General features: G+C 74.5%; 25 protein-coding genes. 8 read left to right on the plus strand and 17 right to left on the minus strand.

From position 1 onward, the window contains the following. The first annotated feature begins 238 nt into the window (after positions 1–238). Both O2V63_RS18905 and O2V63_RS18910 read left to right on the plus strand, forming a co-directional pair. Complete coding sequence (locus tag O2V63_RS18905) at positions 239–529, plus strand: chorismate mutase (protein WP_269169063.1); 291 nt, start codon at positions 239–241, stop codon at positions 527–529. A gap of 73 nt (positions 530–602) precedes the next feature. Further along, positions 603–1,337 (plus strand): PIG-L deacetylase family protein, encoded by a 735-nt coding sequence (locus O2V63_RS18910; RefSeq protein WP_269169064.1) that lies wholly within the window; start codon positions 603–605, stop codon positions 1,335–1,337. 42 nt (positions 1,338–1,379) lie between these two features. Here the strand turns inward: O2V63_RS18910 and O2V63_RS18915 are convergent, their stop codons facing one another. Both O2V63_RS18915 and O2V63_RS18920 read right to left on the minus strand, forming a co-directional pair. Beyond that, positions 1,380–2,039, minus strand: coding sequence for a response regulator (locus O2V63_RS18915; RefSeq protein WP_269169065.1), 660 nt, complete (start codon positions 2,037–2,039; stop codon positions 1,380–1,382). Further along, entirely contained in the window at positions 2,036–3,274 is a 1,239-nt protein-coding gene (locus tag O2V63_RS18920; RefSeq protein WP_269169066.1) for an ATP-binding protein, read from the minus strand. Before O2V63_RS18920 ends, O2V63_RS18915 begins: the two co-directional genes overlap by 4 nt. Before the next feature lie 134 nt (positions 3,275–3,408). On the opposite strand from O2V63_RS18920, the gene O2V63_RS18925 reads away from it, so the two are divergent. After that, complete coding sequence (locus tag O2V63_RS18925) at positions 3,409–4,344, plus strand: PspC domain-containing protein (protein WP_269169067.1); 936 nt, start codon at positions 3,409–3,411, stop codon at positions 4,342–4,344. Beyond that, positions 4,337–4,633: a hypothetical protein gene (locus O2V63_RS18930; protein ID WP_269169068.1), complete on the plus strand. Its 297-nt coding sequence runs from the start codon at positions 4,337–4,339 to the stop codon at positions 4,631–4,633. The genes O2V63_RS18925 and O2V63_RS18930 overlap by 8 nt, the downstream gene beginning before the upstream one ends. 46 nt (positions 4,634–4,679) lie before the next feature. On the opposite strand, the gene O2V63_RS18935 is transcribed toward O2V63_RS18930, so the two are convergent. The 4 genes from O2V63_RS18935 to guaB form a co-directional block, all read right to left on the minus strand. Continuing rightward, entirely contained in the window at positions 4,680–5,699 is a 1,020-nt protein-coding gene (locus O2V63_RS18935) for a sodium:calcium antiporter (RefSeq protein ID WP_269169069.1), read from the minus strand. A gap of 254 nt (positions 5,700–5,953) precedes the next feature. Next, positions 5,954–7,579, minus strand: a complete 1,626-nt coding sequence (gene guaA / locus O2V63_RS18940) for a glutamine-hydrolyzing GMP synthase (protein ID WP_269169070.1) — start codon at positions 7,577–7,579, stop codon at positions 5,954–5,956. Between the two features lie 8 nt (positions 7,580–7,587). Next, positions 7,588–8,757 (minus strand): GuaB3 family IMP dehydrogenase-related protein, encoded by a 1,170-nt coding sequence (locus tag O2V63_RS18945; RefSeq protein WP_269169071.1) that lies wholly within the window; start codon positions 8,755–8,757, stop codon positions 7,588–7,590. Positions 8,758–8,761: 4 nt separating this feature from the next. Next, positions 8,762–10,282, minus strand: coding sequence for an IMP dehydrogenase (guaB, locus tag O2V63_RS18950; protein ID WP_269169072.1), 1,521 nt, complete (start codon positions 10,280–10,282; stop codon positions 8,762–8,764). 190 nt (positions 10,283–10,472) lie between these two features. Between guaB and O2V63_RS18955 the strand changes: the two genes are divergently transcribed. Next, positions 10,473–10,907, plus strand: coding sequence for a DUF5319 family protein (locus O2V63_RS18955; RefSeq protein WP_269162967.1), 435 nt, complete (start codon positions 10,473–10,475; stop codon positions 10,905–10,907). Between the two features lie 114 nt (positions 10,908–11,021). Here the strand turns inward: O2V63_RS18955 and O2V63_RS18960 are convergent, their stop codons facing one another. Next, positions 11,022–11,768 (minus strand): response regulator transcription factor, encoded by a 747-nt coding sequence (locus tag O2V63_RS18960; protein ID WP_269169073.1) that lies wholly within the window; start codon positions 11,766–11,768, stop codon positions 11,022–11,024. Between the two features lie 368 nt (positions 11,769–12,136). Between O2V63_RS18960 and O2V63_RS18965 the strand changes: the two genes are divergently transcribed. After that, positions 12,137–12,436, plus strand: a complete 300-nt coding sequence (locus tag O2V63_RS18965) for a WhiB family transcriptional regulator (protein WP_036334333.1) — start codon at positions 12,137–12,139, stop codon at positions 12,434–12,436. A gap of 94 nt (positions 12,437–12,530) precedes the next feature. Here O2V63_RS18965 and O2V63_RS18970 read toward each other — a convergent pair whose 3' ends face one another. From O2V63_RS18970 to groES, 3 genes are all read right to left on the minus strand, one after another. Continuing rightward, positions 12,531–14,114 (minus strand): GGDEF domain-containing protein, encoded by a 1,584-nt coding sequence (locus O2V63_RS18970; protein WP_269169074.1) that lies wholly within the window; start codon positions 14,112–14,114, stop codon positions 12,531–12,533. Positions 14,115–14,288: 174 nt separating this feature from the next. Continuing rightward, positions 14,289–15,929, minus strand: coding sequence for a chaperonin GroEL (groL, locus tag O2V63_RS18975; RefSeq protein ID WP_269169075.1), 1,641 nt, complete (start codon positions 15,927–15,929; stop codon positions 14,289–14,291). A gap of 115 nt (positions 15,930–16,044) precedes the next feature. Continuing rightward, positions 16,045–16,353 (minus strand): co-chaperone GroES, encoded by a 309-nt coding sequence (gene groES, locus O2V63_RS18980; protein ID WP_036334331.1) that lies wholly within the window; start codon positions 16,351–16,353, stop codon positions 16,045–16,047. Positions 16,354–16,544: 191 nt separating this feature from the next. Here groES and O2V63_RS18985 point away from each other — a divergent pair, with 191 nt between their 5' ends. Next, positions 16,545–17,792, plus strand: coding sequence for a THUMP-like domain-containing protein (locus tag O2V63_RS18985; RefSeq protein ID WP_269169076.1), 1,248 nt, complete (start codon positions 16,545–16,547; stop codon positions 17,790–17,792). Positions 17,793–17,823: 31 nt separating this feature from the next. On the opposite strand, the gene tsaD is transcribed toward O2V63_RS18985, so the two are convergent. From tsaD to tsaB, 3 genes are read right to left on the minus strand one after another with little or no spacing between them, the layout of a single operon-like run. Further along, a complete protein-coding gene (gene tsaD, locus O2V63_RS18990) occupies positions 17,824–18,858 on the minus strand; it encodes a tRNA (adenosine(37)-N6)-threonylcarbamoyltransferase complex transferase subunit TsaD (protein WP_269169077.1) in 1,035 nt (344 codons plus the stop codon). After that, entirely contained in the window at positions 18,855–19,316 is a 462-nt protein-coding gene (gene rimI, locus O2V63_RS18995) for a ribosomal protein S18-alanine N-acetyltransferase (RefSeq protein WP_269169078.1), read from the minus strand. The genes tsaD and rimI overlap by 4 nt, the downstream gene beginning before the upstream one ends. Continuing rightward, positions 19,313–19,975: a tRNA (adenosine(37)-N6)-threonylcarbamoyltransferase complex dimerization subunit type 1 TsaB gene (gene tsaB, locus O2V63_RS19000; protein ID WP_269169079.1), complete on the minus strand. Its 663-nt coding sequence runs from the start codon at positions 19,973–19,975 to the stop codon at positions 19,313–19,315. Before tsaB ends, rimI begins: the two co-directional genes overlap by 4 nt. 119 nt (positions 19,976–20,094) lie before the next feature. On the opposite strand from tsaB, the gene O2V63_RS19005 reads away from it, so the two are divergent. Then, complete coding sequence (locus O2V63_RS19005; protein ID WP_269169080.1) at positions 20,095–20,775, plus strand: alpha/beta hydrolase; 681 nt, start codon at positions 20,095–20,097, stop codon at positions 20,773–20,775. Between the two features lie 3 nt (positions 20,776–20,778). On the opposite strand, the gene tsaE is transcribed toward O2V63_RS19005, so the two are convergent. Genes tsaE through alr form a run of 4 tightly spaced genes read right to left on the minus strand, consistent with a single transcriptional unit; the run spans position 20,779 to position 24,225 of the window. Next, positions 20,779–21,231 (minus strand): tRNA (adenosine(37)-N6)-threonylcarbamoyltransferase complex ATPase subunit type 1 TsaE, encoded by a 453-nt coding sequence (gene tsaE / locus O2V63_RS19010; protein WP_269169081.1) that lies wholly within the window; start codon positions 21,229–21,231, stop codon positions 20,779–20,781. After that, positions 21,228–21,854, minus strand: a complete 627-nt coding sequence (locus tag O2V63_RS19015) for a uracil-DNA glycosylase (RefSeq protein WP_269169082.1) — start codon at positions 21,852–21,854, stop codon at positions 21,228–21,230. Before O2V63_RS19015 ends, tsaE begins: the two co-directional genes overlap by 4 nt. A gap of 32 nt (positions 21,855–21,886) precedes the next feature. Next, complete coding sequence (locus tag O2V63_RS19020) at positions 21,887–23,074, minus strand: alpha/beta fold hydrolase (protein WP_269169083.1); 1,188 nt, start codon at positions 23,072–23,074, stop codon at positions 21,887–21,889. Then, positions 23,074–24,225 carry an alanine racemase gene (gene alr, locus O2V63_RS19025; protein WP_269169084.1) on the minus strand — a complete coding sequence of 384 codons (1,152 nt, stop codon included), beginning with the start codon at positions 24,223–24,225 and terminating at the stop codon, positions 23,074–23,076. Before alr ends, O2V63_RS19020 begins: the two co-directional genes overlap by 1 nt. Positions 24,226–24,245 lie beyond the last annotated feature (20 nt).

Genomic DNA, 24,245 nt, shown 5'->3' on the forward strand with positions numbered 1-24,245 from the left:
ACCGACGACTCCCGAGGTCCGCGTGTCGACTGGGGACGGCGTGACCTGGCCGCGCGGTCCGGGGTGTGACAGACTCCTCGACGTGCTGACGCATCGCGAGTTTCCCTACGGCCGCCGGGTTCCGGCGTCCGTACTCGCTGGCTGATCAGCCACCGCACACGACGCCCCGGGCCCAAGGCCCCGGGGCGTTTTCCGTCTCTCCGGGTCCGACGGCCTCATCCCCGCCCCGGAGGACCCGATGAGCAGCACCCTCTCCCCCAGCGTCCCCACCGAGCGCCCAGCCGACCCGGCCGAGCACATCGACGCGCTGCGCGCCGAGATCGACGCCTGCGACGCGCAGATCATCGAACTGGTCCAGCGTCGGCTGGCCGTCTCCCAGGAGATCGGCGCGCTGCGCACCGCCTCGGGCGGCATGCGGCTGTCGCTGTCCCGCGAGCAGCGGGTCCTCGCCCGCTTCCGCGCCGCGCTCGGCCCGGACGGCGCCGCACTCGGGATGATGCTGCTGCGCCAGGGCCGCGGCCGGCTCTGAGGGAGGCCCCCTCCCCCGCGCCTCGGGAATGCAGCGGGGCGCCCTGGAGGGTGCCCATAAGCTGCGGCGCGTGATGCCGCTCCCCACCGCCCCCGCCGAGCACGTCGACCGCGTCCTGTGCGTGCTCGCCCACCCCGACGACGTCGACTTCGGCAGCGCCGGCACGATCGCCACCTGGACGGCGGCGGGTACGGAGGTCACCTACTGCATGGTGACCGACGGGGACGCCGGCGGCTTCGACGAGACCCCGCGCGACCAGATGGGCCCGTTGCGCCGCGAGGAGCAGCGAGCCGCGGCCGCGGCGGTCGGTGTCACCGACGTCCGGTTCCTCGGGTACCCGGACGGGCGGCTCGAGCCGACCCTGGACCTGCGTCGCGACATCAGCCGGGTGATCCGCCAGGTGCGACCGCAGCGGGTGCTCACCAGCTCACCCGAGCGCTTCTGGGAGCGGATCGGCGCCAGCCACCCCGACCACATGACCGTCGGCGAGTCCACGTTGCGCGCGGTGTACCCCGACGCCCGCAACCCCTTCGCCTTCCCCGAGCTGCTGGCCGATGAGGGCCTGGATGCCTGGACGGTGTCCGAGGTGTGGCTGGGCGGCGGCCCCCGCTCGGACCACGCCGTGGACGTGACCGACGTGCTCGACCGCAAGCTCGCCGCGCTGCGCTCGCACGTCAGCCAGGTCTCGCACTGGCCCGAGGACCAGTTGGTGGAGTTCCTGACCGGCTGGATGCGGCAGAACGCACGTGCCCACGGTCTGCCCGACGGCCGGCTGGCCGAGGCCTTCCAGGTGGTGCACACCGGTTGACCTGGCGCCCTGCCGACGGCACCGCGGCCACCGGCCGCCGCCTCACAACAGGCGGTTGGTGGCCGCCCAGCGGGTGAGCTCGTTGCGGTTGGACAGCTGCAGCTTGCGCAGCACGTTGGAGGCGTGTGACTCCACCGTCTTCACCGAGATGAAGAGCCGCCCGCCGATCTCCCGGTAGGTGTAGCCGCGGGCCAGCAGCTGCATGACCTCCCGCTCACGGGCCGACAGCAGGTCCAGGCCCGGGTCGGTGGCCGGGTCGTCGGCGAGCGCGGGGGCGGCGGGTCCGGCGGAGAAGGCGTCGAGCACGAAGCCGGCCAGCCGGGGGCTGAAGACGACGTCGTCCTCGGCGACCCGGCGGACGGCGTCCCGCAGGTCCGCGCCGGAGATCGTCTTGGTGACGTACCCGCGCGCCCCGGCCCGGATGACCGCGATGACGTCCTCGGCGGCGTCGGAGACCGAGAGCGCCAGCCACCTCGTCGCCGGCAGCTCGGTGCGGAGCGACTCGAGGACGGCGTGGCCGCCGCCTCCGGGCAGGTGCACGTCGAGCAGGACGACGTCCGGTGTGCTGGTCCGGATGCCGGCCACCGCGGTCGGGACGTCCGCTGCCTCGCCGACCACCTCGACCTCCTCGCCCAGCTCGGTGCGCACGCCGGCGCGGACCATCGCGTGGTCGTCGACGAGGAAGACCCGGGTGCGGTTCACAGCGACGCCTCCATCTGTGCACGTGGGAGGCAGAGCTCCACCTCGGTCCCCTCTCCCGGCGCGGACCGCACCGTCGCCGTGCCGTCGAGTCGGGTCAGCCGCCCCACCACCGAGTCGCGCAGTCCGCGCCGGTCGCCCGGCACGGCGGCGGGGTCGAACCCGGTCCCGCGGTCCCGGACGAAGACCGTCACCGATCCCGGCGTCACCTCGCTGTACAGCGAGACCGACGGCGCGCCCGAGTGCTTCGCCGCGTTGACCACCGCCTCCCGGGCGGCCTGGCCGAGGGTGGCGACCGCGTCGTCGACCGGCAGGTCACCGACGACCACGGGCTCGACGGTGACGGCGTGGTCGGCCTCCACCTCGGCCACCAGTCGGGCTACCAGCCCGGCCCAGGTGCCGCCGGTGGCGACGGTCGGCTCGTACAGCCAGGCCCGCAGCTCCCTCTCCTGGCTGCGGGCCAGCCGGTTCACCACCGTGGGGTCGGCCGCGTGCCGCTGGATCAGCGCGAGGGTCTGCAGCACCGAGTCGTGCAGGTGGGCGGCGACCGCGGCGCGCTCCTCCGAGCGGATCCGGGCGGCCCGCTCGGCCGCGCGCTGGTCCAGCAGCCGGCGCCACAGCGGGGCGGTCGCCAGCGTCAGTCCGACGAGGATGACCACGGTGGCGGTGAAGCCGTTGCGGGCGTTGGCCAGCTGCCCGGTGGTGGCCAGCAGCAGCACCACACCGACCACGCCGACGACGACGCCGGCGGCCAGCCCCCAGCGACTGGTGCGTCGGGAGAGCGAGGCGTCGGTCTCGGTCTGCCGCCAGATCAGCGCCAGCCCGATCCCGGCGAGCACCAGCGGCAGGACGACGTCGTAACCGCCGAACGTGAGCAGCTGGGAGACCAGCCCGAAGACGACGAAGGACAGCAGCGCCAGCAGGATCATCTGGCGGCGGCTGGGGCGCTGCCCGATCACGGCCGTCGGGTCGTCCTCCCCGGACGGGTCGGCGACCGGCATGGTCAGCCACAGCAGCGCATAGGCGACGACGCCGACCCCGGTGAACGCCAGCCCGACCACGACGACCCGCACCACGAGCGGGTCCAGGCGCAGGTGCGCGGCAGTGCCGGCGACCACCCCGGCCAGCAGCCGGTCGCCGGCCGGTCGCACCAGCGGGGGACGGGCCGGGCGGCCGTCGGGGAGCCGAGCCGCAGCCGGGGCGGGATGCCCGGCCGCCGGCGCGGTGCTGGGGGTCACGACACCGATGGTGTCACCGTCCTCGCGCCTCGCACACCGGTGATCACCCGGAGGCAGGGCGACCGTCGCGGATCAGGGTCGGTCCAGGGGGTTCCCTGATACCGCGAGGCGATCGGAGTCGGCAGGCTCGTGGCATGACCTCAGCGCTCCCTCCCTCCGCCCCGCCCCCGGCGGCCGAGCAGCCACCGGGCTCGTGGCCGCCTCCGCCGCCACCGGGCCCGGTGGCGCGTCCGCCGCTGCGCCGCAGCCGCACGGACCGGGTGATCGGCGGCGTCGCCGGCGGCCTGGCCGACTACACCGGTGTGGACGCCCTGCTGTGGCGGGTGGGCGCCATCGCGCTGACCCTCGCCGGCGGCAGCGGCCTGATCATCTACGTGCTGCTGTGGCTGCTCATGCCGGCCGCCCCTGCGGCGCCGCCCGGCCAGCCCGGCGTCCCGGACCAGGCCCGCACCGGCCCGCGTTCGCCGGTGCCCGGCGTGACGGTCGCGGCGCTGCTGATCATCGCCGGCATCGCGGTGCTGCTGGACCAGTTCACCGACGTGGAGCTGGGCGCCCGCGGCGTCCTGGGCGTCGCCCTCCTCGTCGTCGGCGTCGGCCTGGTGGTCGGCGCGCTGACCGGGATCGGCCGGGGCGCCAAGGGCGGGCTCATCGGGCTGGGCATGGTGCTCTCCGTGGCGCTCGCGATCGCCTCGACCGTCGACGTCCCCTCCGGCGGGATGGGCGACCGCACCTGGCGCCCGGCGTCGGCCGCCGCCGTGCAGTCGGACTACGAGAACGGCGCCGGCGACCTGCTGCTGGACCTGCGCGACGTCGACCTCGACGACCTGGACTCCCCGATCACCACCCGGCTCGACTCCGGGATCGGCGACATCGAGGTGATCGTGCCCTTCTCCGCCGACGTGGATCTGGACGTCGTCCAGGGGGTCGGCGAGACCGACCTGCTCGGCGACAGCGTGACGAGCGGCTTCTTCCCCGGTCGGGGGACGGACGAGTGGTCCGGGGACTCCGACCCGGAGTTCGAGATCATGATCCACTCCGGACTGGGCGACGTGGAGGTGTCCCGTGGCTGAGCACGACCCCTACGGACGGCGGGACACCGAGGTGTTCCCGCAGGGCACGACCGGCAGCACGATCGGCAGCTCCACCGCCTCCCCCAGCGACTCCTCCGACCGCCGACGCGACATCGACCCCGGGGCACTGGTGGCCGGGGTGCTGTTCATCCTGGTGGCGGTGCTGCTGATGGCCGGGGTGGACCTGGACCTCGCCTGGTTCGGTGACGGCATCGCCTGGGTCATCCTGATCGGGGCCGGGGTCGCACTGCTGGTCAACGAGTGGCGCAAGGCCCGCCGCCGGGGCTGAGGTCGGCGGTGGCCGGGCCCGGGAGACGCTCCCCGGACCCGGCCACTCAGCGCGTGACGACCGCGATGGCCACGGTGCCGAGGTAGATCAGCGGCAGCAGGATGCCCTCGAACCCGACTCCCTTGCGCTCGCGCATCACCAGCCCGGTCGCCAGCACGACGGTCATCAGGATCGTGCCGCCGAGCAGGACCAGGCTGATCTCACCGGCGTCGCGGTAGACCGGCCCCTCCAGGTAGGCGATGTCGGCCACCGGGATCATCAGGGTGTCGAAGACGTTCCCGCCGATGATGTTGCCGATGCCCAGGGTCAGCGCCCCCATCCGCACCGCGGTGATCAGCACGACGAGCTCGGGCAGCGAGGTGACCGCCGTGGTCAGGGTGAAGCCGACGACGCCGCTGGGCAGCCCGGTCGCCTGGACGACACCCAGTCCCGCCTGGCCGATCACCCAGCCGGCGACGCCGACCACCAGCGCCAGCGACGCGAGCCGGCCCCACAGCCGACGGGTCGAGGCGTCGGTGCCGTCGGGTTCGACGTCCTCGACCGTGGCCGAGGTCTGGATGGGTTGCCACATGGGGTGGTCGTGCATCCGCCGGAGCAGGACCAGCCCGTAGCCGTAGAGCAGCGGGATCAGCAGGGTCACCGGGTGGATCCAGCCCCACTGCAACGTGGGGGTGGCGTAGGCGACCACCGGCAGGGACAGCATCCCGACCAGGAGCAGCGCCTGCAGCACGTTCTCCAGTGAGGCGGCAGCGTGCTCCAGGTTGGCCCGGCGGTAGACCAGGTCGGCGATGGCCAGCCAGACCGTCTGCACCGCGACCCCGCCGATCGGGTTGGCCAGGCCGAACCCGGCATCGCCCTCCAGCGCGCCGGTCGCGGTGGTCACGATGCCCGGCAGGGAGGTGACCGCACCGAGCAGCAGGGCGCCACCGATCGCGTCGCCCAGGCCGGTGCGATCGGCGAGTTCGTCGGCAGCGCGGGTCAGCCGGATGCCGGCGAAGACGATCACCGCCGCCATGGCGACGAGGGCCAGCGCGCTCGGCCAGAGTGGCCACACCCCGGCGGTCACTCCGGCACCTCCTCGCGTGGTCGATCAGATCGCCGACAACCTGATCATGAGCCGCCCGGCCCCGCCACTCGGCGCCCCCGAACAGGTGACGCGCCGGAGCACCTCGCCGACCCTCCGCGGGCAGCGCCCGGGAGTGGTGACGGCCAGGGTTCAGCCGTTCGGCACTGGTGCCCGGTCCGAGCGCCGGTGAGGGCCGGTCAGGCCCCCTCCAGGGGCCCGCCCTGAGCTTGCGAAGGGTGGGGAGGAGGGGGTCCCTACTCCCATTCGATGGTGCCCGGCGGCTTGCTCGTCACGTCGAGCACGACCCGGTTCACCTCGGCCACCTCGTTGGTGATCCGGGTGGAGATCTTCGCCAGCACGTCGTAGGGCAGCCGGGTCCAGTCCGCGGTCATCGCGTCCTCGCTGGACACCGGACGCAGCACCACGGGGTGTCCGTAGGTGCGCCCGTCACCCTGCACGCCCACGCTGCGGACGTCGGCCAGCAGCACCACCGGGCACTGCCAGATCTCGGTGTCCAGGTGCGCCGCGGTGAGCTCCTCGCGGGCGATCGCGTCGGCCTGGCGCAGCACGTCCAGCCGGTCGCGGGTGACCTCGCCGATGATCCGGATGCCCAGGCCCGGGCCGGGGAACGGCTGGCGCTGCACCAGGGTGTCGGGCAGGCCCAGCTGCCGGCCGACCTCGCGCACCTCGTCCTTGAACAGCGTGCGCAGCGGCTCGACCAGGGTGAAGGTGAGGTCCTCGGGCAGCCCGCCGACGTTGTGGTGGCTCTTGATGTTCGCCGTCCCGGTGCCCCCACCGGACTCCACCACGTCGGGGTAGAGGGTGCCCTGCACCAGGAAGTCGACGGTCTCGCCGTGCTCCTTGGCATCGGCGATCACGTCGAGGGCGGCCTGCTCGAAGACCCGGATGAACTCCCGGCCGATGATCTTCCGCTTCGTCTCCGGGTCACTGACCCCCGCCAGCGCGGCGAGGAACTGCTCGCTGGCGTCGACGACGCGCAGGTCGGCTCCGGTGACGGCGACGAAGTCCCGTTCGATCTGCTCGGTCTCACCCTCCCGCATCAGCCCGTGGTCGACGTAGACGCAGGTGAGCCGGTCGCCGATGGCCCGCTGGACCAGCGCCGCGGCCACCGCGGAGTCGACCCCACCGGACAGCCCGCAGATGGCCCGGCGGTCGCCGATCTGCGCACGGATCGACGCGACCTGCTCGTCGACGACGTTGGCCATCGTCCAGCTCGGCTCCAGGCCGGCGATGTCGAACAGGAAGTGCTCGAGCACCGTCTGCCCGTGCGGGGTGTTCTTCACCTCGGGGTGGAACTGCACGCCGGCCAGCCGCCGGTCGACGTCCTCGAAGGCCGCGACCGGGGCACCGGTGCTGGTGGCGGTGACGGTGAACCCGGGCGGCGCGGCGCTGACCGCGTCGCCGTGGCTCATCCACACCGACTGCTCGTTCGGCAGCTCGCCGAACAGCTGACCGGGGGTGGTCACGGTCAGCGGGGTGCCGCCGTACTCCCGGTCGCCGGTGCGGGCCACGGTGCCGCCGAGGCTGGCGGCCATCGCCTGGAAGCCGTAGCAGATGCCGAAGGCCGGCACCCCCGCCTCGAAGACGGCCGGGTCGACCTGTGGGGCGTCCTCGGCGTAGACGCTGGAGGGCCCGCCGGAGAGCACGATCGCCGCCGGCTTGCGGGCCAGCAGCTCGGCGACCGGCACGTCGGAGCCGACGAGCTCGGAGTAGACCCCGGCCTCCCGGATCCGGCGGGCGATCAGCTGGGCGTACTGGGCACCGAAGTCGACGACCAGCACGGTCGGGAAGTCCATCGTGGCCGGGCTGCTGGTGGCCGGGCTGCTGGTGGCCGGGCTGCTGGTGGTGGGGCTGCTCATCGGGGGCGTCAGCCCACCAGGTGGCCGGGACCGGCCGCGGTCTCGCCGTTGCCACCGATCACCAGGTCGACCCGCTGGAACTCCTTGAGGTCCCGGTAGCCGGTCTTGGCCATCGTGCGGCGCAGGGCACCGAAGAGGTTGGTGCGCCCGTCGGCGGCGGTGGCCGGCCCGAGCAGCACCTCCTCCAGCGAGCCGCGGGCCGTCGCCGGTGCGGACGTGCCGCCGCGGGGCAGCCGCGGGTGCGCGGCCACGGAGTCCCACCACACGCCGCCGGCCGGCGCCTCCGCGGCGGTGCGCAGCGGCTCCCCGAGCTGGACGGCGTCGGCACCGCAGGCCAGCGCCCGGGCGATGGCGCCGCTGGTCTCGATCCGGCCGTTGGCGATGACGTGCACGTACCGGCCACCGGTCTCGTCGAGGTAGTCGCGGCGGGCCGCCGCGGCATCGGCGATCGCGCTGGCCAGCGGCACCCGGACGCCCATCACGGCGTCGGCGGTGGACCAGCTGTCGGCGCCCACGCCGACGATCACGCCGGCCGCGCCGGTGCGCATCAGGTGCAGCGCGGTCTGGTAGTCTGCCGCGCCACCGACGATCACCGGGACGTCGAGGTCGGCGATGAACTCCTTGAGGTTCAACGCGTCCCCGCCGGTGGTGACGTGCTCGGCGGAGACGATCGTGCCCTGGATGACCAGCAGGTCGACCCCGGCGGCGAGCACGGTCGGGGCGAGCGCCACGGTGTGCTGCGGGGAGACGCGCACCGCCGTCGTCACCCCGGCGTCCCGCACCTCCTTGATCCGGGCGGCGATCAGGTCCGGCTTCACCGGCTCGGCGTAGACCTCCTGCAGCAGCGCGGTCGGCGGGCCGCTGTCGGCCCCGGCGGCGTCGCGCAGCCGGCGGTAGACGTCGGTCGGGTCGTCGTACCGGGCCCACAGGCCCTCGGCGTTGAGCACACCCAGCCCGCCGGCCTGACCGACCGCGACCGCGGTCTCCGGGCTGACCACGGCGTCGCTGGGGCTGGTGACGAGCGGGATCTCGAACCGGAAGGCGTCGATCTGCCAGGCGGTGGAGACGTCGTCGTGGTCCCGGGTGCGCCGGGACGGGACGATCGACACCTCGTCCAGGTCGTAGCCCCGGCGGGCGAAGCGGTTCAGGCCGATCTCGACGTTGTCACGTACTGGCATGGGGTCAGCGGCCTCGGTAGTTGGGGGCTTCGACGGTCATCTGGATGTCGTGCGGGTGGCTCTCGGTGAGCCCGGCAGAGGTGATCCGGGTCAGCTGGCCGCGCTCCTGCAGGTCGGCGACGGTGGCCGCACCCGCGTAGCCCATGCCGGCGCGGAGCCCGCCGACCAGCTGGTGGGCGACCCCGGACAGCGGCCCGCGGTAGGGCACCTGTCCCTCGATCCCCTCGGGCACGAGCTTGTCGTCGGAGAGGACGTCGTCGGCGAAGTAGCGGTCCCGGCTGAAGGACTGGTTGCCGCGCTTCTGCATCGCGCCGAGGGAGCCCATGCCGCGATAGGTCTTGTACTGCTTGCCGTTCATGAAGACCAGCTCGCCCGGAGCCTCCTCGACCCCGGCGAACAGGCCGCCGATCATGACGGTGTCCGCGCCGGCGACCAGCGCCTTGACGATGTCACCGGAGTACTGCAGCCCGCCGTCGGCGATGACCGGCACCCCGGCCGGGCGGGCGGCGAGCGCGGCCTCGTAGATGGCGGTGACCTGCGGGACGCCGACCCCGGCCACCACGCGGGTGGTGCAGATCGAGCCCGGCCCGACGCCGACCTTGACCGCGTCGACCCCGGCGTCGATCAGCGCCTGCGCGCCGGCCCGGGTGGCGATGTTGCCCCCGACCACCTGCACGCCGTGGCCGACGTTCGCGAACTCCTTCTTCACCCGGGCGACCATGTCCAGCACGGCGCGCTGGTGGCCGTGGGCGGTGTCGACGACGAGCACGTCGACCCCGGCGTCCACGAGCAGCCCGGCCCGCTTGTAGGCGTCCTCCCCCACGCCGAGGGCGGCACCGACGGTCAGCCGGCCGCCGACGTCCTTGGTGGCGTGGGGGTACTGGTCGCGCTTGACGAAGTCCTTGACGGTGATCAGCCCGCGCAGCCGCCCGCCGTCGTCCACCAGCGGCAGCTTCTCGATCTTGTGCTGCTTGAGCAGCGCCAGCGCACGGTCCGGGTCGACGCCCACCGGGGCGGTGACCAGCGGCATCGGTGTCATCACGTCGCGCACCAGCCGGTGCTGGTCGGTCTCGAAGCGCATGTCCCGGTTGGTGACCATGCCGACCAGCACGCCGTCGGCGTCCACGACCGGCGCCCCGGAGATCCGGTAGCGGGCCGACAGGGCGTCGACCTCGGCGAGGGTGTTGTCCGGGGAGCAGGTGACCGGGTTGGTGACCATGCCGGCCTCGGAGCGCTTGACCAGGTCGACCTGGCCGGCCTGGTCCTCGGCGGCGAGGTTGCGGTGCAGGATCCCGATCCCACCGGCGCGGGCCATGGCGATCGCCATCCGCGACTCGGTGACGGTGTCCATCGCCGAGGAGACCAACGGGATGGCCAACCGGATGCCGCGGGTCAGCCGGGTGCTGGTCTCCACGTCGGTGGGGACGATGTCCGAGGCCCCGGGGACCAGCAGGACGTCGTCGTAGGTCAGCCCCAGCGGGGCGAACTTGGCCGGCAGTTCGGGGATGCGCTCGTCGGGCTGCATGTGCCGCCACCCTCTCGACTTCTTCGGTGGGAGCGCCTCCGAGGCGCACGGGATCCCATCACATGCTAGGCGGAGCACCGGAGGGCTCCCTCGCCCCGCTACCGTGGTCCGGCGGTCGGGCGTGCCCGGCCCGACTGCTGGCTGACCAGCAGTGACCGAGGATGCCGGCCCTGGCCGGCGAGGAGGACACGTGGACGCGTGGGACGACGCATTCGGCGCGACCCCGGATCGCGACCCGGACTTCGGGGGCGAGCTCGGCTCCGGTGACCACTCGGTGCAGCCACCGCTGACCATGGAGGAGCGGGCCGGGGTGCTCGACGACCTGGCCGAGCTGGAGGTCTTCCGCACTCTGCTGGAGCCCACCGGGGTCAAGGGCATCGTCGTGGACTGCCCCGACTGCGACGAGGAGCACCACGTCGACTGGGCGCTGATGCAGGCGAACCTGCGCCAGCTGCTCGACGAGGGACAGACCGGCCGGCACGAGCCGCCGTTCGACCCCGACCCCGACGACTACGTCAGCTGGGACTACGCCAGCGGCTACGCCGACGGGGTGGCCGCCCTGGCCGAACGCGAGGAGCCCACCGGCCGGCACGGCACCGGCGGCCGCCACGCCCGCGACGACTGACGGAGGACCCAGCGGCCGAGCCGCCCCGTCCATGGTCCCGAGAAGCGGCCGAGCGCGGTGTCCGGGCATCCGGACACCGCGCTCAGCCGCTTCTCGCTGGGTTGCCGCTCCAGCTCAGTGCATCATCCCGCGGCGGAAGCCGGTGGCCACGGCCTCGGCGCGGTCCTTGGCACCCAGCTTGCGGAACAGCCGTCGCGCGTGGGTCTTGATCGTGTCCTCGGACAGGTAGAGCTCCCGGCCGATCTGGGCGTTGCTCTTGCCCTCGCTCATCCCGGTGAGCACCTGCATCTCCCGCGCCGACAGGGCGACCTGCGGCGTCTCCGGCACCGTGGAGCGCACCGTGGTCGGGGCCAGGCCGGCCAGCGGGCTGGCACCACCCCAGCCCGAGCCGGCGAGCACGCTCGCCTGGTGGGGGCTGCGCGGGGCAGGGGCCAGCTGGTGGGGCAGGCGCCCGCCGTCGGGGCGCATGCCGGTGCGGGACAGGCCCAGCCCGAGCTCGACGGGGCTGGCGTCCCACCGGAGGTACCCGCGGGCGCCGAGGGACACCGCGGCGCGCACGGTCTCGGCGTCGTCCGGCGCCCCCAGCATGAGCACCGGCAGCGTCGGGTGGGCGCGCAGGACCTGGGTGGCCACGGCCAGCCCACTGTCGGTCGCCCGCTGCGTGCCGACGAGGAGGACGTCGGGCGTGCGGTTGTCCAGCCGGGCCATCAGCGCCGCCGGGTCGGCGACGGCCTCGACGCGGCTGACGAAGGGCAGGGCGAGCAGCCGGCCGGCGACGTCGTCCCGGACCCGGCGACGCTCGTCGAACACCCAGACGACGGATCCACCGCTGCCGTTGCCCCGCGTCCTGTCCTCGATCACGACTGCTCCCGTCTGCGCCGGTCGGAGCCGGCGGCGTACCGACCGGGCGTCGCCCGGGCGGGTGGCCGGAGCGGGGTGGTCCCCCCGCTCCCGGGAGCGCCGGCACCTCCGGTCTCCCGGACGGGTGTCGGGGTGTCCCCCACCCTGGTGGTCGGCACTCACTGTGATCACCTTGATCCTGTGGGTAGCGCGGCGACAGTGGCCGTCACCCCCGCGGGTGACGGCCACTGATCGCGGGGCGGCCGAAGCACAACTCCGCCGATCTCGCACGACGAACGCGATCGGTCGTGTTTGCAGCCCGTCGGCAGCGGGCATCGGCCCGGAAGCGACCGGGCAGACCCCCCGGTGCACCGAGCCGAGGAGGTCCAATGGCTGACATCCGCCGACTGCCCAACCCCGTGGCCGAGGTCTGGGACTGGCAGCTGCACGGTTCCTGCCGGGGCGAGAGCACCTCGCTCTTCTTCCACCCCGACGGCGAGCGCGGGCCGGCCCGTGCGCGCCGCCAGGCCGCCGCCAAGGCCGTCTGCGGACGTTGCCCGGTCATCGAGTCCTGCCTCCAGCACGCCCTGTCGGTCCGCGAGCCCTACGGGGTCTGGGGCGGCATGAGCGAGGAGGAGCGAGCGCGGCTGATCGCCGCAGAGCCCGCCGCCATCGCCGCTGCGGTCTGATCCGTCAGCGGGAGGCCTCCCCCGCTGACGAGATGCCGAGAGGGCCGGTCCGACGAACGCGTCGGACCGGCCCTCTCGGCTGTCCGGGGCCTGCTCAGCCCAGGTCGCTGACGACCAGGTCCCGCCCCCGGGTCTTGGCCTCGTACAGGTGCTCGTCGGCGCGGCTGAGCAGGTCGGCGGGCGCCGTCCCCGCACCCCCGGCCGTGGTCGCCACCCCGGCGCTGAGGGTCACTGTGAGGCCGTCGGCCAGCTCGGCCCAGGGGTGTGCGGCGACCGCCCGGCGCAGGTCGTCCAGTTGCCGGACGGCGCGCGGCAGGTCCCCGCCGACGAGCACCAGCAGGAACTCCTCGCCCCCCATCCGCGCGGCGAAGCCACCCGGCACGGCGCCGCCCGACGCCGCGACCTCGAGTCTCGCCGCCACCGCGCGGAGCACCTGGTCACCGACGTCGTGCGACCACGTGTCGTTGATCCGCTTGAAGTGGTCCAGGTCGACCAGGGCCACGGAGACGATCTCGGTGGTCGCGACCGCCCGGTCCAGCAGCTGCGGGAGCTGGTCGTCGACGAAGCGGCGGTTGTACAGGCCGGTCAGCGGATCACGCAGGGAGAGCTCGCGGTAGCGCCGGCTCTGCCGCCGCGCCTCGGTCGCCTCGTACATCGCCTGCAGACCCCGGGCCCGGGCGTCGCGTTGCGCGGACTGGAGGTCCAGCGCCGCCTGGCTGTACAGCTGGTGCTCCTCGAACGCCGCCTTGTAGTCCGCACCCGCTGCGTGCAGTTCGGCCTGCTCCCGCCGGGCGCGCACCCGGATGGCGGTCAGCCCGTGCTGCTCGCACCGGCGCACGCACTCGTCCAGCACCTCCTGGGCGCCCGCCACGTGCCCGCGCCGGCGGCGCACCTCGGCCAGGGTGAGCAGGAAGTCGGCGCCGGCGTCCCCGTCCGGCGAGGCGTCCAGCGCCCCGGACTCGATGCCCGGTGCGAGCGCGTGCTCCGCCTCCTCCAGCCGGCCCAGCCCCAGGAGGGCACGAGCGATGGTGTCCAGCCGCCCGACGTGCAACGGCACCCCGTGCCGTTCGGCGAGGGCCTGCAGCTGCGTGCTCAGCCCCAGTGCGCGTTCGTACCGGCCGGCGATCGTCTCGACGTAGGCCCAGTTGTTCAGGATCAGCAACTGGCGGTCCACGTCGCCGAGCTGCTCGGCGAGACCGAGCACCTCCGCGTAGCGTTCCCGGGCTCCCTCGTCACCCTGCAGGCCCTGGCAGTCGGCCATCCGGGCGAGGTGGTCGATCCGCTGGACCGGCGGGTCCTCGTCACCGAGCAGGTGCACCGACTGGACGGCGTGCTCCAGGGCGAGCGAGAGGTCACCCAGCTCCTGCAGGACGGCCGCCAGGAGGAAGTGGCTGCGGGAGAGCAGGTGCCGGGCGGCCGCATCGGTGGCCCAGCGCTGGACCTCGCGGGCGATCCGGCCGGCCTCGGCCACGTCGCCCCGCCGTCGGGCCAGGTCCGCCAGGACCAGCCGGGCCCGCAGTTCCAGCTCGGGTGCGCCCAGCGCGCGGGCGGCGTCCTCGGCCTGCTGGGCCCGGTCGCCGATGCCGTCGACGTCGAAGCGGGACAGCGCCTCGAGCTCAGCGAGGGCAGCCGCCAGCTCGACGGCGTCCGCTGGGGTCGCCGGAGGCACGAGGGGCATCACCCGCTCACCGTCCTCCACGTCCTGCACACCACCCCATCGACGGCTCGAGCGGCACGCTGAGCCCCTGTCTCGGTGGACTGACCCTGACGGGTGGTGCGCCCGGCGGCCACGAACGGGTCCGCCCCCGCTCCCAGACGGGAACGGGGGCGGTGTCAGCCGGTCGCGCTCAGCTCAGTGGCTGTGCCCGTGGCCGTGCGAGTGCCCGTGGGTGTGGTGCCCGGCGCCGTCGTGCTCCTCCTCGGCGGGCTTCTCCACGATCGCGGAGTCGGTGGTGAGCACCATCGCCGCGATCGAGGCCGCGTGCGACAGGGCCGCCTTGGTGACCTTGACCGGGTCGATGACGCCCTGGGCGGCCAGGTCGCCGTACTCGCCGGTGGCGGCGTTGAAGCCCTGGCCGACGCCCAGCTCACGGACCCGGCCGACGACGACCGGCCCCTCGAACCCGGCGTTGGAGGCGATCAGCGCCAGCGGGGAGTCGATCGCCTTGCGCACCGACCGGGCGCCGATCAGCTCGTCGCCGGTCAGGTCCAGGTCGTCGATCGCCGTGGCGGCGTGCACCAGCGCGGAGCCACCACCGGGGACGACGCCCTCCTCCACCGCAGCGCGGGTGGCGGCGATCGCGTCCTCGATGCGGTGCTTGCGCTCCTTCATCTCGACCTCGGTGGCGGCACCGACCCGGATGACCGCGATGCCGCCGGCCAGCTTGGCGAGCCGCTCCTGCAGCTTCTCGCGGTCCCAGTCGGAGTCGGTCGCCTCGATCTCCTTGCGGATCTGGGCGACCCGGTCGGCCACGGCGCCGGAGGTGCCGCCACCGTCGACGATCGTGGTGTCGTCCTTGGTGACGGTCACCCGGCGCGCCGTGCCCAGCACCTCGAGGCCGACGCCGTCCAGGGACAGGCCGACGTCCTCGCTGACGACCTGGCCACCGGTGACGATGGCGAGGTCGGTCATGAACGCCTTGCGCCGGTCGCCGAAGTAGGGCGACTTCACCGCGACGACCTTGACGGTCTTGCGGATCGAGTTGACGACCAGGGTGGACAGCGCCTCGCCCTCGACGTCCTCGGCCACGATCAGCAGCGGGCGGCTGCCGGTCGCCAGCACCTTCTCCAGCAGCGGCAGCAGGTCGGCCAGGGCGCTGACCTTGCCGCTGACCATGAGGACGAGGGCGTCCTCGAGGACGGCCTCCATCGACTCGTTGTCGGTGACGAAGTACGGCGACAGGTAGCCCTTGTCGAACTGCACGCCCTCGGTGACGTCCAGGTCGGTGGTCATCCCGTTGGCCTCTTCGACGGTGATGACGCCGTCCTTGCCGACCCGCTCCATCGCCTCGCCGATCAGCTCGCCGACCTCGGCGTCCTGGGCGGAGACGGTGGCGACCCCGGCGATGGCCTTGCGGTCGTCGACGGGGATGGCGACGGCGTCGAGGGCGGCGGAGACCGCGTCGACGGCGGCGCGCATGCCGCGGCCCAGGCTCATCGGGTTGGCCCCGGCGGCGACGTTGCGCAGACCCTCGTGCACGAGGGCCTGGGCGAGCACGGTGGCGGTGGTGGTGCCGTCACCGGCGACGTCGTTGGTCTTGGTGGCGACGTTCTTGGCGAGCTGGGCGCCGAGGTTCTCGAACGGGTCCTCGAGCTCGATCTCCCGGGCGATGGTCACGCCGTCGTTGGTGATCGTCGGGGCGCCGAAGTTCTTGTTGATGACCACGTTGCGGCCACGGGGGCCGAGGGTGACCTTGACGGCGTCGGCGAGCTTGTCGACGCCACGCTCGAGGGCGCGACGGGCGTCCTCGTCGAACAGGATGATCTTGGCCATGCCAGACCTCTCTGGTGGTGGTGCGGAGGAGAACAGGGGCAGACGACGACCGCCCCGGGACCCGGTGGTTCGGGTCGCCGGGGCGGTGTCGTGCTGGTCTAGCGGAGGAGTGTGGTCACTTCTCCACGACGGCGAGCAGGTCGCGTGCGGACAGGACGAGGTAGTCCTCGCCGCCGTAGCGCACCTCGGTGCCGCCGTACTTCGAGTAGATGACCACGTCGCCGACGTTCACGTCGAGCGGGACCCGGTTGCCGTTGTCGTCGACGCGGCCGGGGCCGACTGCGACGACGGTGCCCTCCTGGGGCTTCTCCTTGGCGGTGTCCGGGATGACCAGGCCAGAGGCGGTGGTGGTCTCGGCCTCGTTGGCCTGGACGACCACGCGGTCCTCGAGCGGCTTGATGTTGACCTTGGTAGCGGTCGTCACGTCGTGACGCCCCCTTCGGTGTCGGACGGGCTCTCGAATGGATGGTGCTGATGCTGTGGCACGGGGGCTGGGCCTCGCCGTCGCGGGGGTCGGGGCCCGGCCCGTGTCGATTGGCACTCTACCCACGTGAGTGCCAGCCGCTCAACCGGGGTCCCGCCCAGGTGGGGACGGCGATGCGCCACGCTGTGCCGGTGCCCGGCGACCCCCACGACGACGAGACCGACGGGCAGGCCGCGGAGACGGTGCGCCAGTTGGAGGCGCTCGCGACCCCGTCCGGCGCGGCCGCGCTGACCCGCGCGCGGGAGCTGCTGGCCGACCGCACCGACGCCGTCACCGCGCTGACCCGGCTGCGGTCCGAGGTGGGGGTGGAGCTGGCCGGCCCGGCCTGGGGCATCGCCCGGCAGCGCGAACGGGCCCGGCCGGCCTTCGGCGCCGATGCCGACCGCTTCTTCTTCACCGCCGACGCGCTGGAGCAGGCCGGCCGCCCGCTCCTCGCCGACCGGCGGGCCGCCCGGCTGCTGGCCGACGGCGCCCGGTCGGTCGTCGACCTCGGCTGCGCCGCCGGCACCGACACGATCGCACTGGCCCGGGCCGGCGCCGCCGTGGTCGCCGTCGACCTGGACCCGGTCGCCCGCGAGCTCACCCGGCTCAACGCCGCGGCGGCGGGGCTCAGCGGCCTCGAGGTCCGCGCGGCCGACGCGGTCGACCTGGTGGCCGCCGCGACCGGGGGCCGGGTCGCCGGGTGCGACGCCGCCGTCCTGGACCCCGCCCGACGGGCCGGCGGACGCCGTCAGCTCGACCCCGACCGCTGGTCCCCGCCGTGGTCGACGGTGCAGGCCCTGCTCGACACCGTCCCCACCTGCGCGGTCAAGGTGGCGCCCGGGCTGGACCACGACCGGGTGCCCGCCGGGGTGGAGGCGGAGTGGGTGTCGCTGGGCGGGTCGATCGTCGAGGCGCTGCTGTGGGGGCGGGCGCCGTCGCGCACCTGGCGCCGGGCCACCGTCGTCGGCCGGGACGGCGTGCTGCACGAGCTGACCGCCGCCACCGACCCGGGTGACGCGGAGCCGGGCCCGGTGCGCGGCTGGCTGCACGAACCCGACCCCGCGGTCATCCGCTCAGGTCTGATCGCCCTGGCCGCGACCGAGCTGGACGCGACCCTGGTCGACCCGACGATCGCCTACCTGACCTCCGACGCGGCCTCGGACTCCCCGTGGGTGAGCTCCTACCGGGTGACCGACGCGCTGCCGTTCAACCTGAAGAAGCTGAAGGCGCTGCTGCGGGCCCGCGGCGTCGGCCGGGTCGTGGTGAAGAAGCGGGGGTCGCCGATCGAGCCCGAGACGCTCGCCCGCCAGCTCCGCGGCCCCGGCGAGGGCAGCGCGGTCGTCGTCGTCACCCGCGTCGCCGGCGCCCCCACCGTGCTGGTCTGCGCGGCCCCCTAGGTCGCCCCACCAGAATGGCCATCCTGGTGGTTCAGCGGCTGATGAGGTCGATCGGCATGGAGCTGTCGGCGCCCAGGTCGCTCGGCGCCGCCGGCACGCCGGCCTCGACGAGGCGCGAGCCGAGCGCGGCCACCATCGCGCCGTTGTCGGTGCACAGCCGCGGGCTCGGGGTGCGCAGCACGATCCCGGCGGCGTCGCAGCGCTCCTGGGCCAGGGCGCGCAGCCGGGAGTTGGCCGCCACACCGCCGCCGATGACCAGGTGGTCGACCCCGTGGTCGCGGCAGGCCCGCACCGCCTTGGCGGTCAGCACGTCGACCACCGCCTCCTGGAAGGACGCCGAGACGTCGGCGACCGAGACCGGCTCCCCGGCCCGCTGCCGGCCCTCCACCCACCGGGCCACCGCCGTCTTCAGCCCGGAGAAGGAGAAGTCGTAGGTGGCGTCCCGGGGGCCGGTGAGCCCGCGCGGGAAGGCGATGGCCGCCCGGTCGCCCTCCCGGGCGGCGCGGTCGATCGGCGGGCCACCGGGGAAGGGCAGGTCGAGCACCCGGGCGACCTTGTCGAAGGCCTCCCCCGCGGCGTCGTCGATCGTCCGGCCCAGCTCCTGCACGTCCTGGGCGAGGTCGGGCACCAGCAGCAGGGAGCTGTGCCCGCCGGAGACGAGCAGCGCGATCGAGGGCTCGGCCAGCCGGCCGTGCTCCAGCTCGTCGACGGCGACGTGCGCGGCCAGGTGGTTCACCCCGTACAGCGGGACGTCGAGGGCCAGCGCGTAGGCCTTGGCCGCGGCCACGCCCACCAGCAGCGCACCGGTGAGCCCCGGGCCGGCGGTGACGGCGATCGCGTCGACGTCGCGCAGGGTCACCCCGGCGTCGGCCAGCGACCGGTGCACGGTCGGGACCATCGCCTCCAGGTGCGCCCGGCTGGCGATCTCCGGGACCACCCCGCCGAAGCGCTCGTGCTCGGCCATGGAGGTGGCGAGCGCATCGGACAACAGCGTCTGCCCGCGCACCAGCCCGATCCCGGTCTCGTCGCACGAGGTCTCGAACCCCAGGACCAGCGGCTGGCTCATCGCCGCGCCTCCCGCAGCATCACGACAGCGTCCTTCCCACTGAGCGGGTAGTAGTTCGGGCGGCGGCCGATCTCGGCGAACCCGCGCCGGCGGTAGAACGCCTGGGTCACCTCGTCGTCCTCGCGCACCTCCAGCAGCACCGGGGTGCGCCGCCCGTCCGCCTCGGCGAGCAGGGCGTCCAGCAGCAGCGCCCCGATCCCCTCGTGCTGCCGCGTGCCGGTCACCCCGATGGTCGCGATGTGCGCCTCGTAGGGGTAGGCGATCAGCCCGGCGTAACCGAGCACGGCGTCGCCGTCGGCGTCGGCATCGACGGCGACCAGGTAGTGCCGGGTGTCGGGACGGGCGAGCTCGTCCCGGTACATCCACTCGGTCCAGGTGTCCGGCGCGAAGAGCTCCTCCTCCAGCTCCATCACCCGGGGCAGGTCGGCGACGGTCATGTCGCGCAGCCGCACGCTCACTGGCTCACCGGCTTGCGGGTCACCGACGGCACCGCGTCGGGACGGCGCAGGTACAGCGGCTCCAGCGGTGCCGGCGGCCGGTCGAACAGGGGCAGCGCCGCGCGCAGCAGCCCGGTGGTGGTGACCTCGGCGGCGACCACCTCCCGGCCCAGCCGCTCGGCGAACCGGACGTCCCCGACGACCGGATCGGTGACCGGGGCCTCCTCCGGCCGGTCCACGCCGGGACCGGAGAGCCGCAACCCCGCCTCGTCGTAGGTGGCCCAGTGGACCTCCTTGCGCCGGGCGTCGGTGACCACCGAGCGGGCGCCGTCGCCGACAGCGTCCAGCGAGCAGACCCCGTAGACCGTCGTCCCGATCGCATCACCCAGGGCGGCGGCGGTGACCACCCCGACCCGAAGCCCGGTGAACGGGCCCGGCCCCAGCCCCACCACGAATGCCTCCACCCGACGCATCGGCACGCCCGCCTCGGCCAGCACCTCGCGGATCGCCGGGGTGAGCAGCTCGGCGTGCCGGTTGCCCGAGGGGAGCGCCCGCTCGGACCGCACCTCGACGGTGCGCTGGGCGGGGAGCAGCAGTGCGCCGTCGACCCGGGCGGAGGTGACCTCGGCCAGCCCGACGACGAGGGTCGGGGTGGCGGTGTCGAGCGCGAGGACGAGCACGACCGTCGAGGGTAGATGCCGCTCCCCGGCCCGCCGTCGGCAGCGGCCGGGTGGTTGCGCCCGAGGCAGGCTGTTGATCGACTGCGCGGGCCCGCCTCCCCCGACGACGAGGAACCCGCATGCCCGCCACCCTGGTCCTGGTCCACGGCGCCTGGCACACCCCGTGGTGCTGGCAGCCGCTGGTCGACCACCTGCCCGGCGTCGACGTCGTCCGCGTCGCGCTGCCCAGCTCCGGCACCGACCCGCAGTCGCTCGGTGACCTCACCGCCGACGCCGCGGCCGTCCGGGACGTGCTCGCCGGGGTCGAGGGGCCCGTCGTCCTGGTGGGGCACTCCTACGGCGGGATCCCGATCAGCGAGGCGGCCACCGCCGAGCTGGGCGTGGCGCACCTGGTCTACCTGTGCGCCTTCCAGCTCGACGTGGGCGACTCGCTGGTGAGCAGCCTGGGCGGTCAGGTCCCGTCCTGGCAGGAGCTGCACGAGACGCACGTGCGGGCCACCGCGCCGGAGGCGGTGTTCTACAACGGCGTCTCCCCGGAGCTCACCCGGCAGGCCGTGGCCGAACTGCAGCTGCAGTCCACGGCCGCGCTCACCCAGCCGCTGAGCCGCGCCGCCTGGACCGAGCTGCCGAGCACCTACGTCGTCTGCGAGCAGGACCAGGCCATCCCGGTGGCCGCCCAGGAGGCGATGTCCGTCCGCGCCGGCACCGTGCTCCGGCTGGACTCCGGCCACTCGCCGTTCCTGGCCGCGCCGGCGGAGCTGGCGGCCCTGCTGCGCCCGATCGTCGAGCAGGCCGGCTGACACTCAGGCGTCGGTGAGCCGCTGCTCCCAGCCCGGGCCGACGGGCACCAGCCGGACGGTGCGGACGTCGTCGTCCCGCCGGTCCAGCTCGACCACCAGGTGCTCGTCGGCCAGCTGCTCGACCAGGCCGTGGCCCCACTCGACGACGGTGACCGCCTCGTCGGTGGTGGCGTCCAGGTCCAGGTCGTCGACGTCGGCCATGCCGGCCAGCCGGTAGGCGTCGACGTGCACCAGCGGGACCCGTCCGCCGCGGTGCACCCGGGCCAGCACGAACGTCGGCGAGGTCACCGGGCCCGGCACCCCGAGGCCGGCGCCGATCCCCTGGGTGAGCGCGGTCTTCCCCGCGCCCAGCGGCCCGGCCAGCACGACCAGGTCACCGGCCCGGAGCAACCCGGCCAGCTCGCGGCCGAACGCCTGGGTGTCGACGACGGTGGGCAGCTCGTGCTCCCGCCTCACAGCGAGCCCGCCACGGCGCGCAGGTCGGCGGCGAGCGCGGCTCGCGGGGCGCCGTTCGGGCCGAACCGGATCGCGGCCGACGGGTGGTAGGTGACCCACACGGCGCGCCCGTCGACGTCGTGCGCCCGGCCCCGCACCTGGCCGAGCACGGTGCGTGGGCCGAGGAACCACTTGGCCGAGGAGAGCCCGAGGGCGACCACGACGTCGGCGCCGAGCAGGTCGAGCTGGCGGCGCAGCCAGCCGCTGCACCGGGCGACCTCGGGCGCCTTCGGGGTGCGGTTGCCCGGCGGACGGCACTTCACGATGTTGAGCACGGCCACCTCAGCCCGGGGCAGTCCGGCCTCGCCGAGCAACAGGTCCAGCAGCGCCCCGCTCTTGCCCACGAAGGGCCGGCCGGTCTCGTCCTCGGTGGCGCCCGGCGCCTCCCCCACGACCACCAGCCGCGGCCGACCCGTCACCGGCACGTCCCCGACGACGACGTGCTGCCGGGTGGCGGCCAGCTCGGGGCAGGCGACGCAGGAGCGGGCGACCTCGGCCAGCGAGGCCCAGTCCGGCGCGGCCGCAGCGGTCGCTGCCACCTCGGTGGCGGCCGCGTCGAGGCGCGGCGGACGGGTGGAGGCCACGCGCAGACCCTACGGCGGGCCCGAGCCGGCGGTCAGCCGGCGGGGCGCTGTGCGGCAGCGACCCGGCGGATCAGGCCGGCCAGCACGTCGGTCACCTGTCCCGGGTGCTCCAGCGGCACCAGGTGCCCGGCGTCCGGGACGGCGACGTACTCGACGGCGCCGTCCCCCGACTCCTCGAGCCGCGTCCGGATCCGCTCGCTGTGCGCCTTGGGGATCAGCTTGTCCGCGTCGCCGGTGAGCACCACGGTCGGCACCCGGCACAGCGGCTCGATCGCGCCGCTGACGTCCAGTCCGGCGATCGCCGGGTAGAACTCGGCGACCACGTCGACCGGGGTCCCGGCGATCATCGCGTCCACATAGCGCCCCAGTGCCGGGTCGACGCCGGTCGAGGAGAACGACATCGACCAGGTGACCGCCGACACGACGTCCTTGGCCAGTCGCCGGGTCACCTCGGCGAGCCCGGGCCTGCGGCGCATGGTCCATACCGCGACCGGCAGCACCGTGGCGCGCACCCGGGTCAGCAGCGCGGGCAGCCCGAAGTCCAGGTCGCCGAGGTTGCCGCTGGAGGTGGACACCAGCGCCACCCCGGCGACCCGGGTCCCGAACAGCTCTGGCCTGCGCCGGGCCAGGGCGAGCACCGTCATCCCGCCCATCGAGTGGCCGACCAGCACCACCGGCCCGCGCGGCACCCGCGCGGTGAGCACCGACTCCAGGTCCGCGGCCAGCTGGTCGATGGTCGAGTGCTCGGCGGCACCCCGGCCGGAGGCACCGTGCCCCCGCTGGTCGTAGAAGACCAGGCGCGCGGTGGGCCGGTGACCGTTGGCGGTGGCCAGCTGCTCGCCGAGGTCCCGGCGCTGGAACGTCCAGGAGGCCATGGACAGCGCGTAGCCGTGCACGAAGACGACGGTCAGCGGAGCATCGGTCGGGCCGACCTCCTCGACCGTGAGCGCCACCCCGTCGTCGGTGCGCACCACCACCGTGCGGTCGGCGGCACGGCGGCCGGAGCCCAGCGGGTCCTCCTGGCGCAGCTGGTTCACCGGCACGTCCTCGACGGGGCGGCCGTCCTCCCCGCGCTGACCGGCCACCTGACCGGCCCGCACCCGGGCCGTCGCCGTCCGGGTGACGGCGACCCCGACCGCCGTGCCGGCCGCGGCCAGGCCGACCGCGGCGCCGACCAGACCGGCCGTGCGGCCCAGGCGGAGGTGGCCGTGCTGCGCCATCAGACGACCCCGGCGGTGCCCACGTAGCGGCGGGAGAAGCGGCCGCCCACCCGGGTGACGAGCTCGTAGTGGATGGTGTCGACCGCGTCGGCCCACTGCTGGGCGGTCGGCTCGCCGTCCGCCCCCGAGCCCCACAGCACCACCGCGTCACCGGGCGCGATCGGGTCGTCGCCCACGTCGAGGACGAACTGGTCCATGCAGACCCGGCCGGCGATGGTCCGCTGCGCCCCCGCGGCGAGCACCGGTGCCCGGTTGCCGGCGGCGCGGGGCACCCCGTCGGCGTAGCCGACCGGCACCAGGGCCAGCGTCGTCTCGCCCGCCGGGGAGTAGGTGTGGCCGTAGGAGACCCCGGTCCCGGCCGGCACCCGCTTGGTCAGCGCCACCTGGGCCTGGACCGTCATCGCCGGGCGGAGCCCGTACTCCCCCGGGTCGCCGCCCAGCGGGTCCAAGCCGTACAGCGCGACCCCGGGCCGCACCATGTCGTACCAGGTCTCGGGCAGGGCGATGGTGGCCGCCGAGTTGGCCAGGTGCCGACGGGCGTCGGTCAGCCCGGCCCGCCGGGCCAGCGCGACCGCCTCCTCGAAGACCTGCACCTGCCGGCCGATGGTCGGGTGGGTGGGGGCGTCGGCGTAGGCGAGGTGGCTCCACAACCCGGTGACGACGACGTCGCCGTCGGCCTGGGCACGCGCCGCCGCGGCCACCAGCCCGGGCCAGGCCTCGGGTGTGGCGCCCTCGCGGGACAGGCCGGTGTCGGCGAACAGCTGCACCCGGGCGGTGCGGCCGGTGGCCCGGGCGGCGTCGACCACCTCGGCCAGCGCCCACTCCGCGTTGACCGACAGCTCGACGTCGGCGGCCAGCCCCGCGGCGTAGTCCTCGCCCGGCGCGTGCTGCCAGGACAGCAGAGGTGCGGTGATCCCGGCGGCGCGCAGCGCGAGCGCCTCCTCCAGCACCGTCACCCCGAGGGCGTCGGCACCGCCGGCGAGCGCCGCCCGGGCAGCAGGCACCAGCCCGTGCCCGTAGCCGTCGGCCTTGACCACCGCCATCAGCGGCCGGCCGGCCCGCGCGCGCAGCGCCGCGGTGTTCGCCGCGATCGCGTCGAGGTCGACGACCACCTCGGCCCGGCTGCCCAGCACCTGCTGCACCTGCGTCACGCTGCCCACTGTCCCAGGCC

The sequence above is a fragment of the Modestobacter sp. VKM Ac-2977 genome, assembly GCF_026968045.1.
In the GTDB taxonomy this organism is placed as follows: Bacteria; Actinomycetota; Actinomycetes; order Mycobacteriales; family Geodermatophilaceae; genus Modestobacter.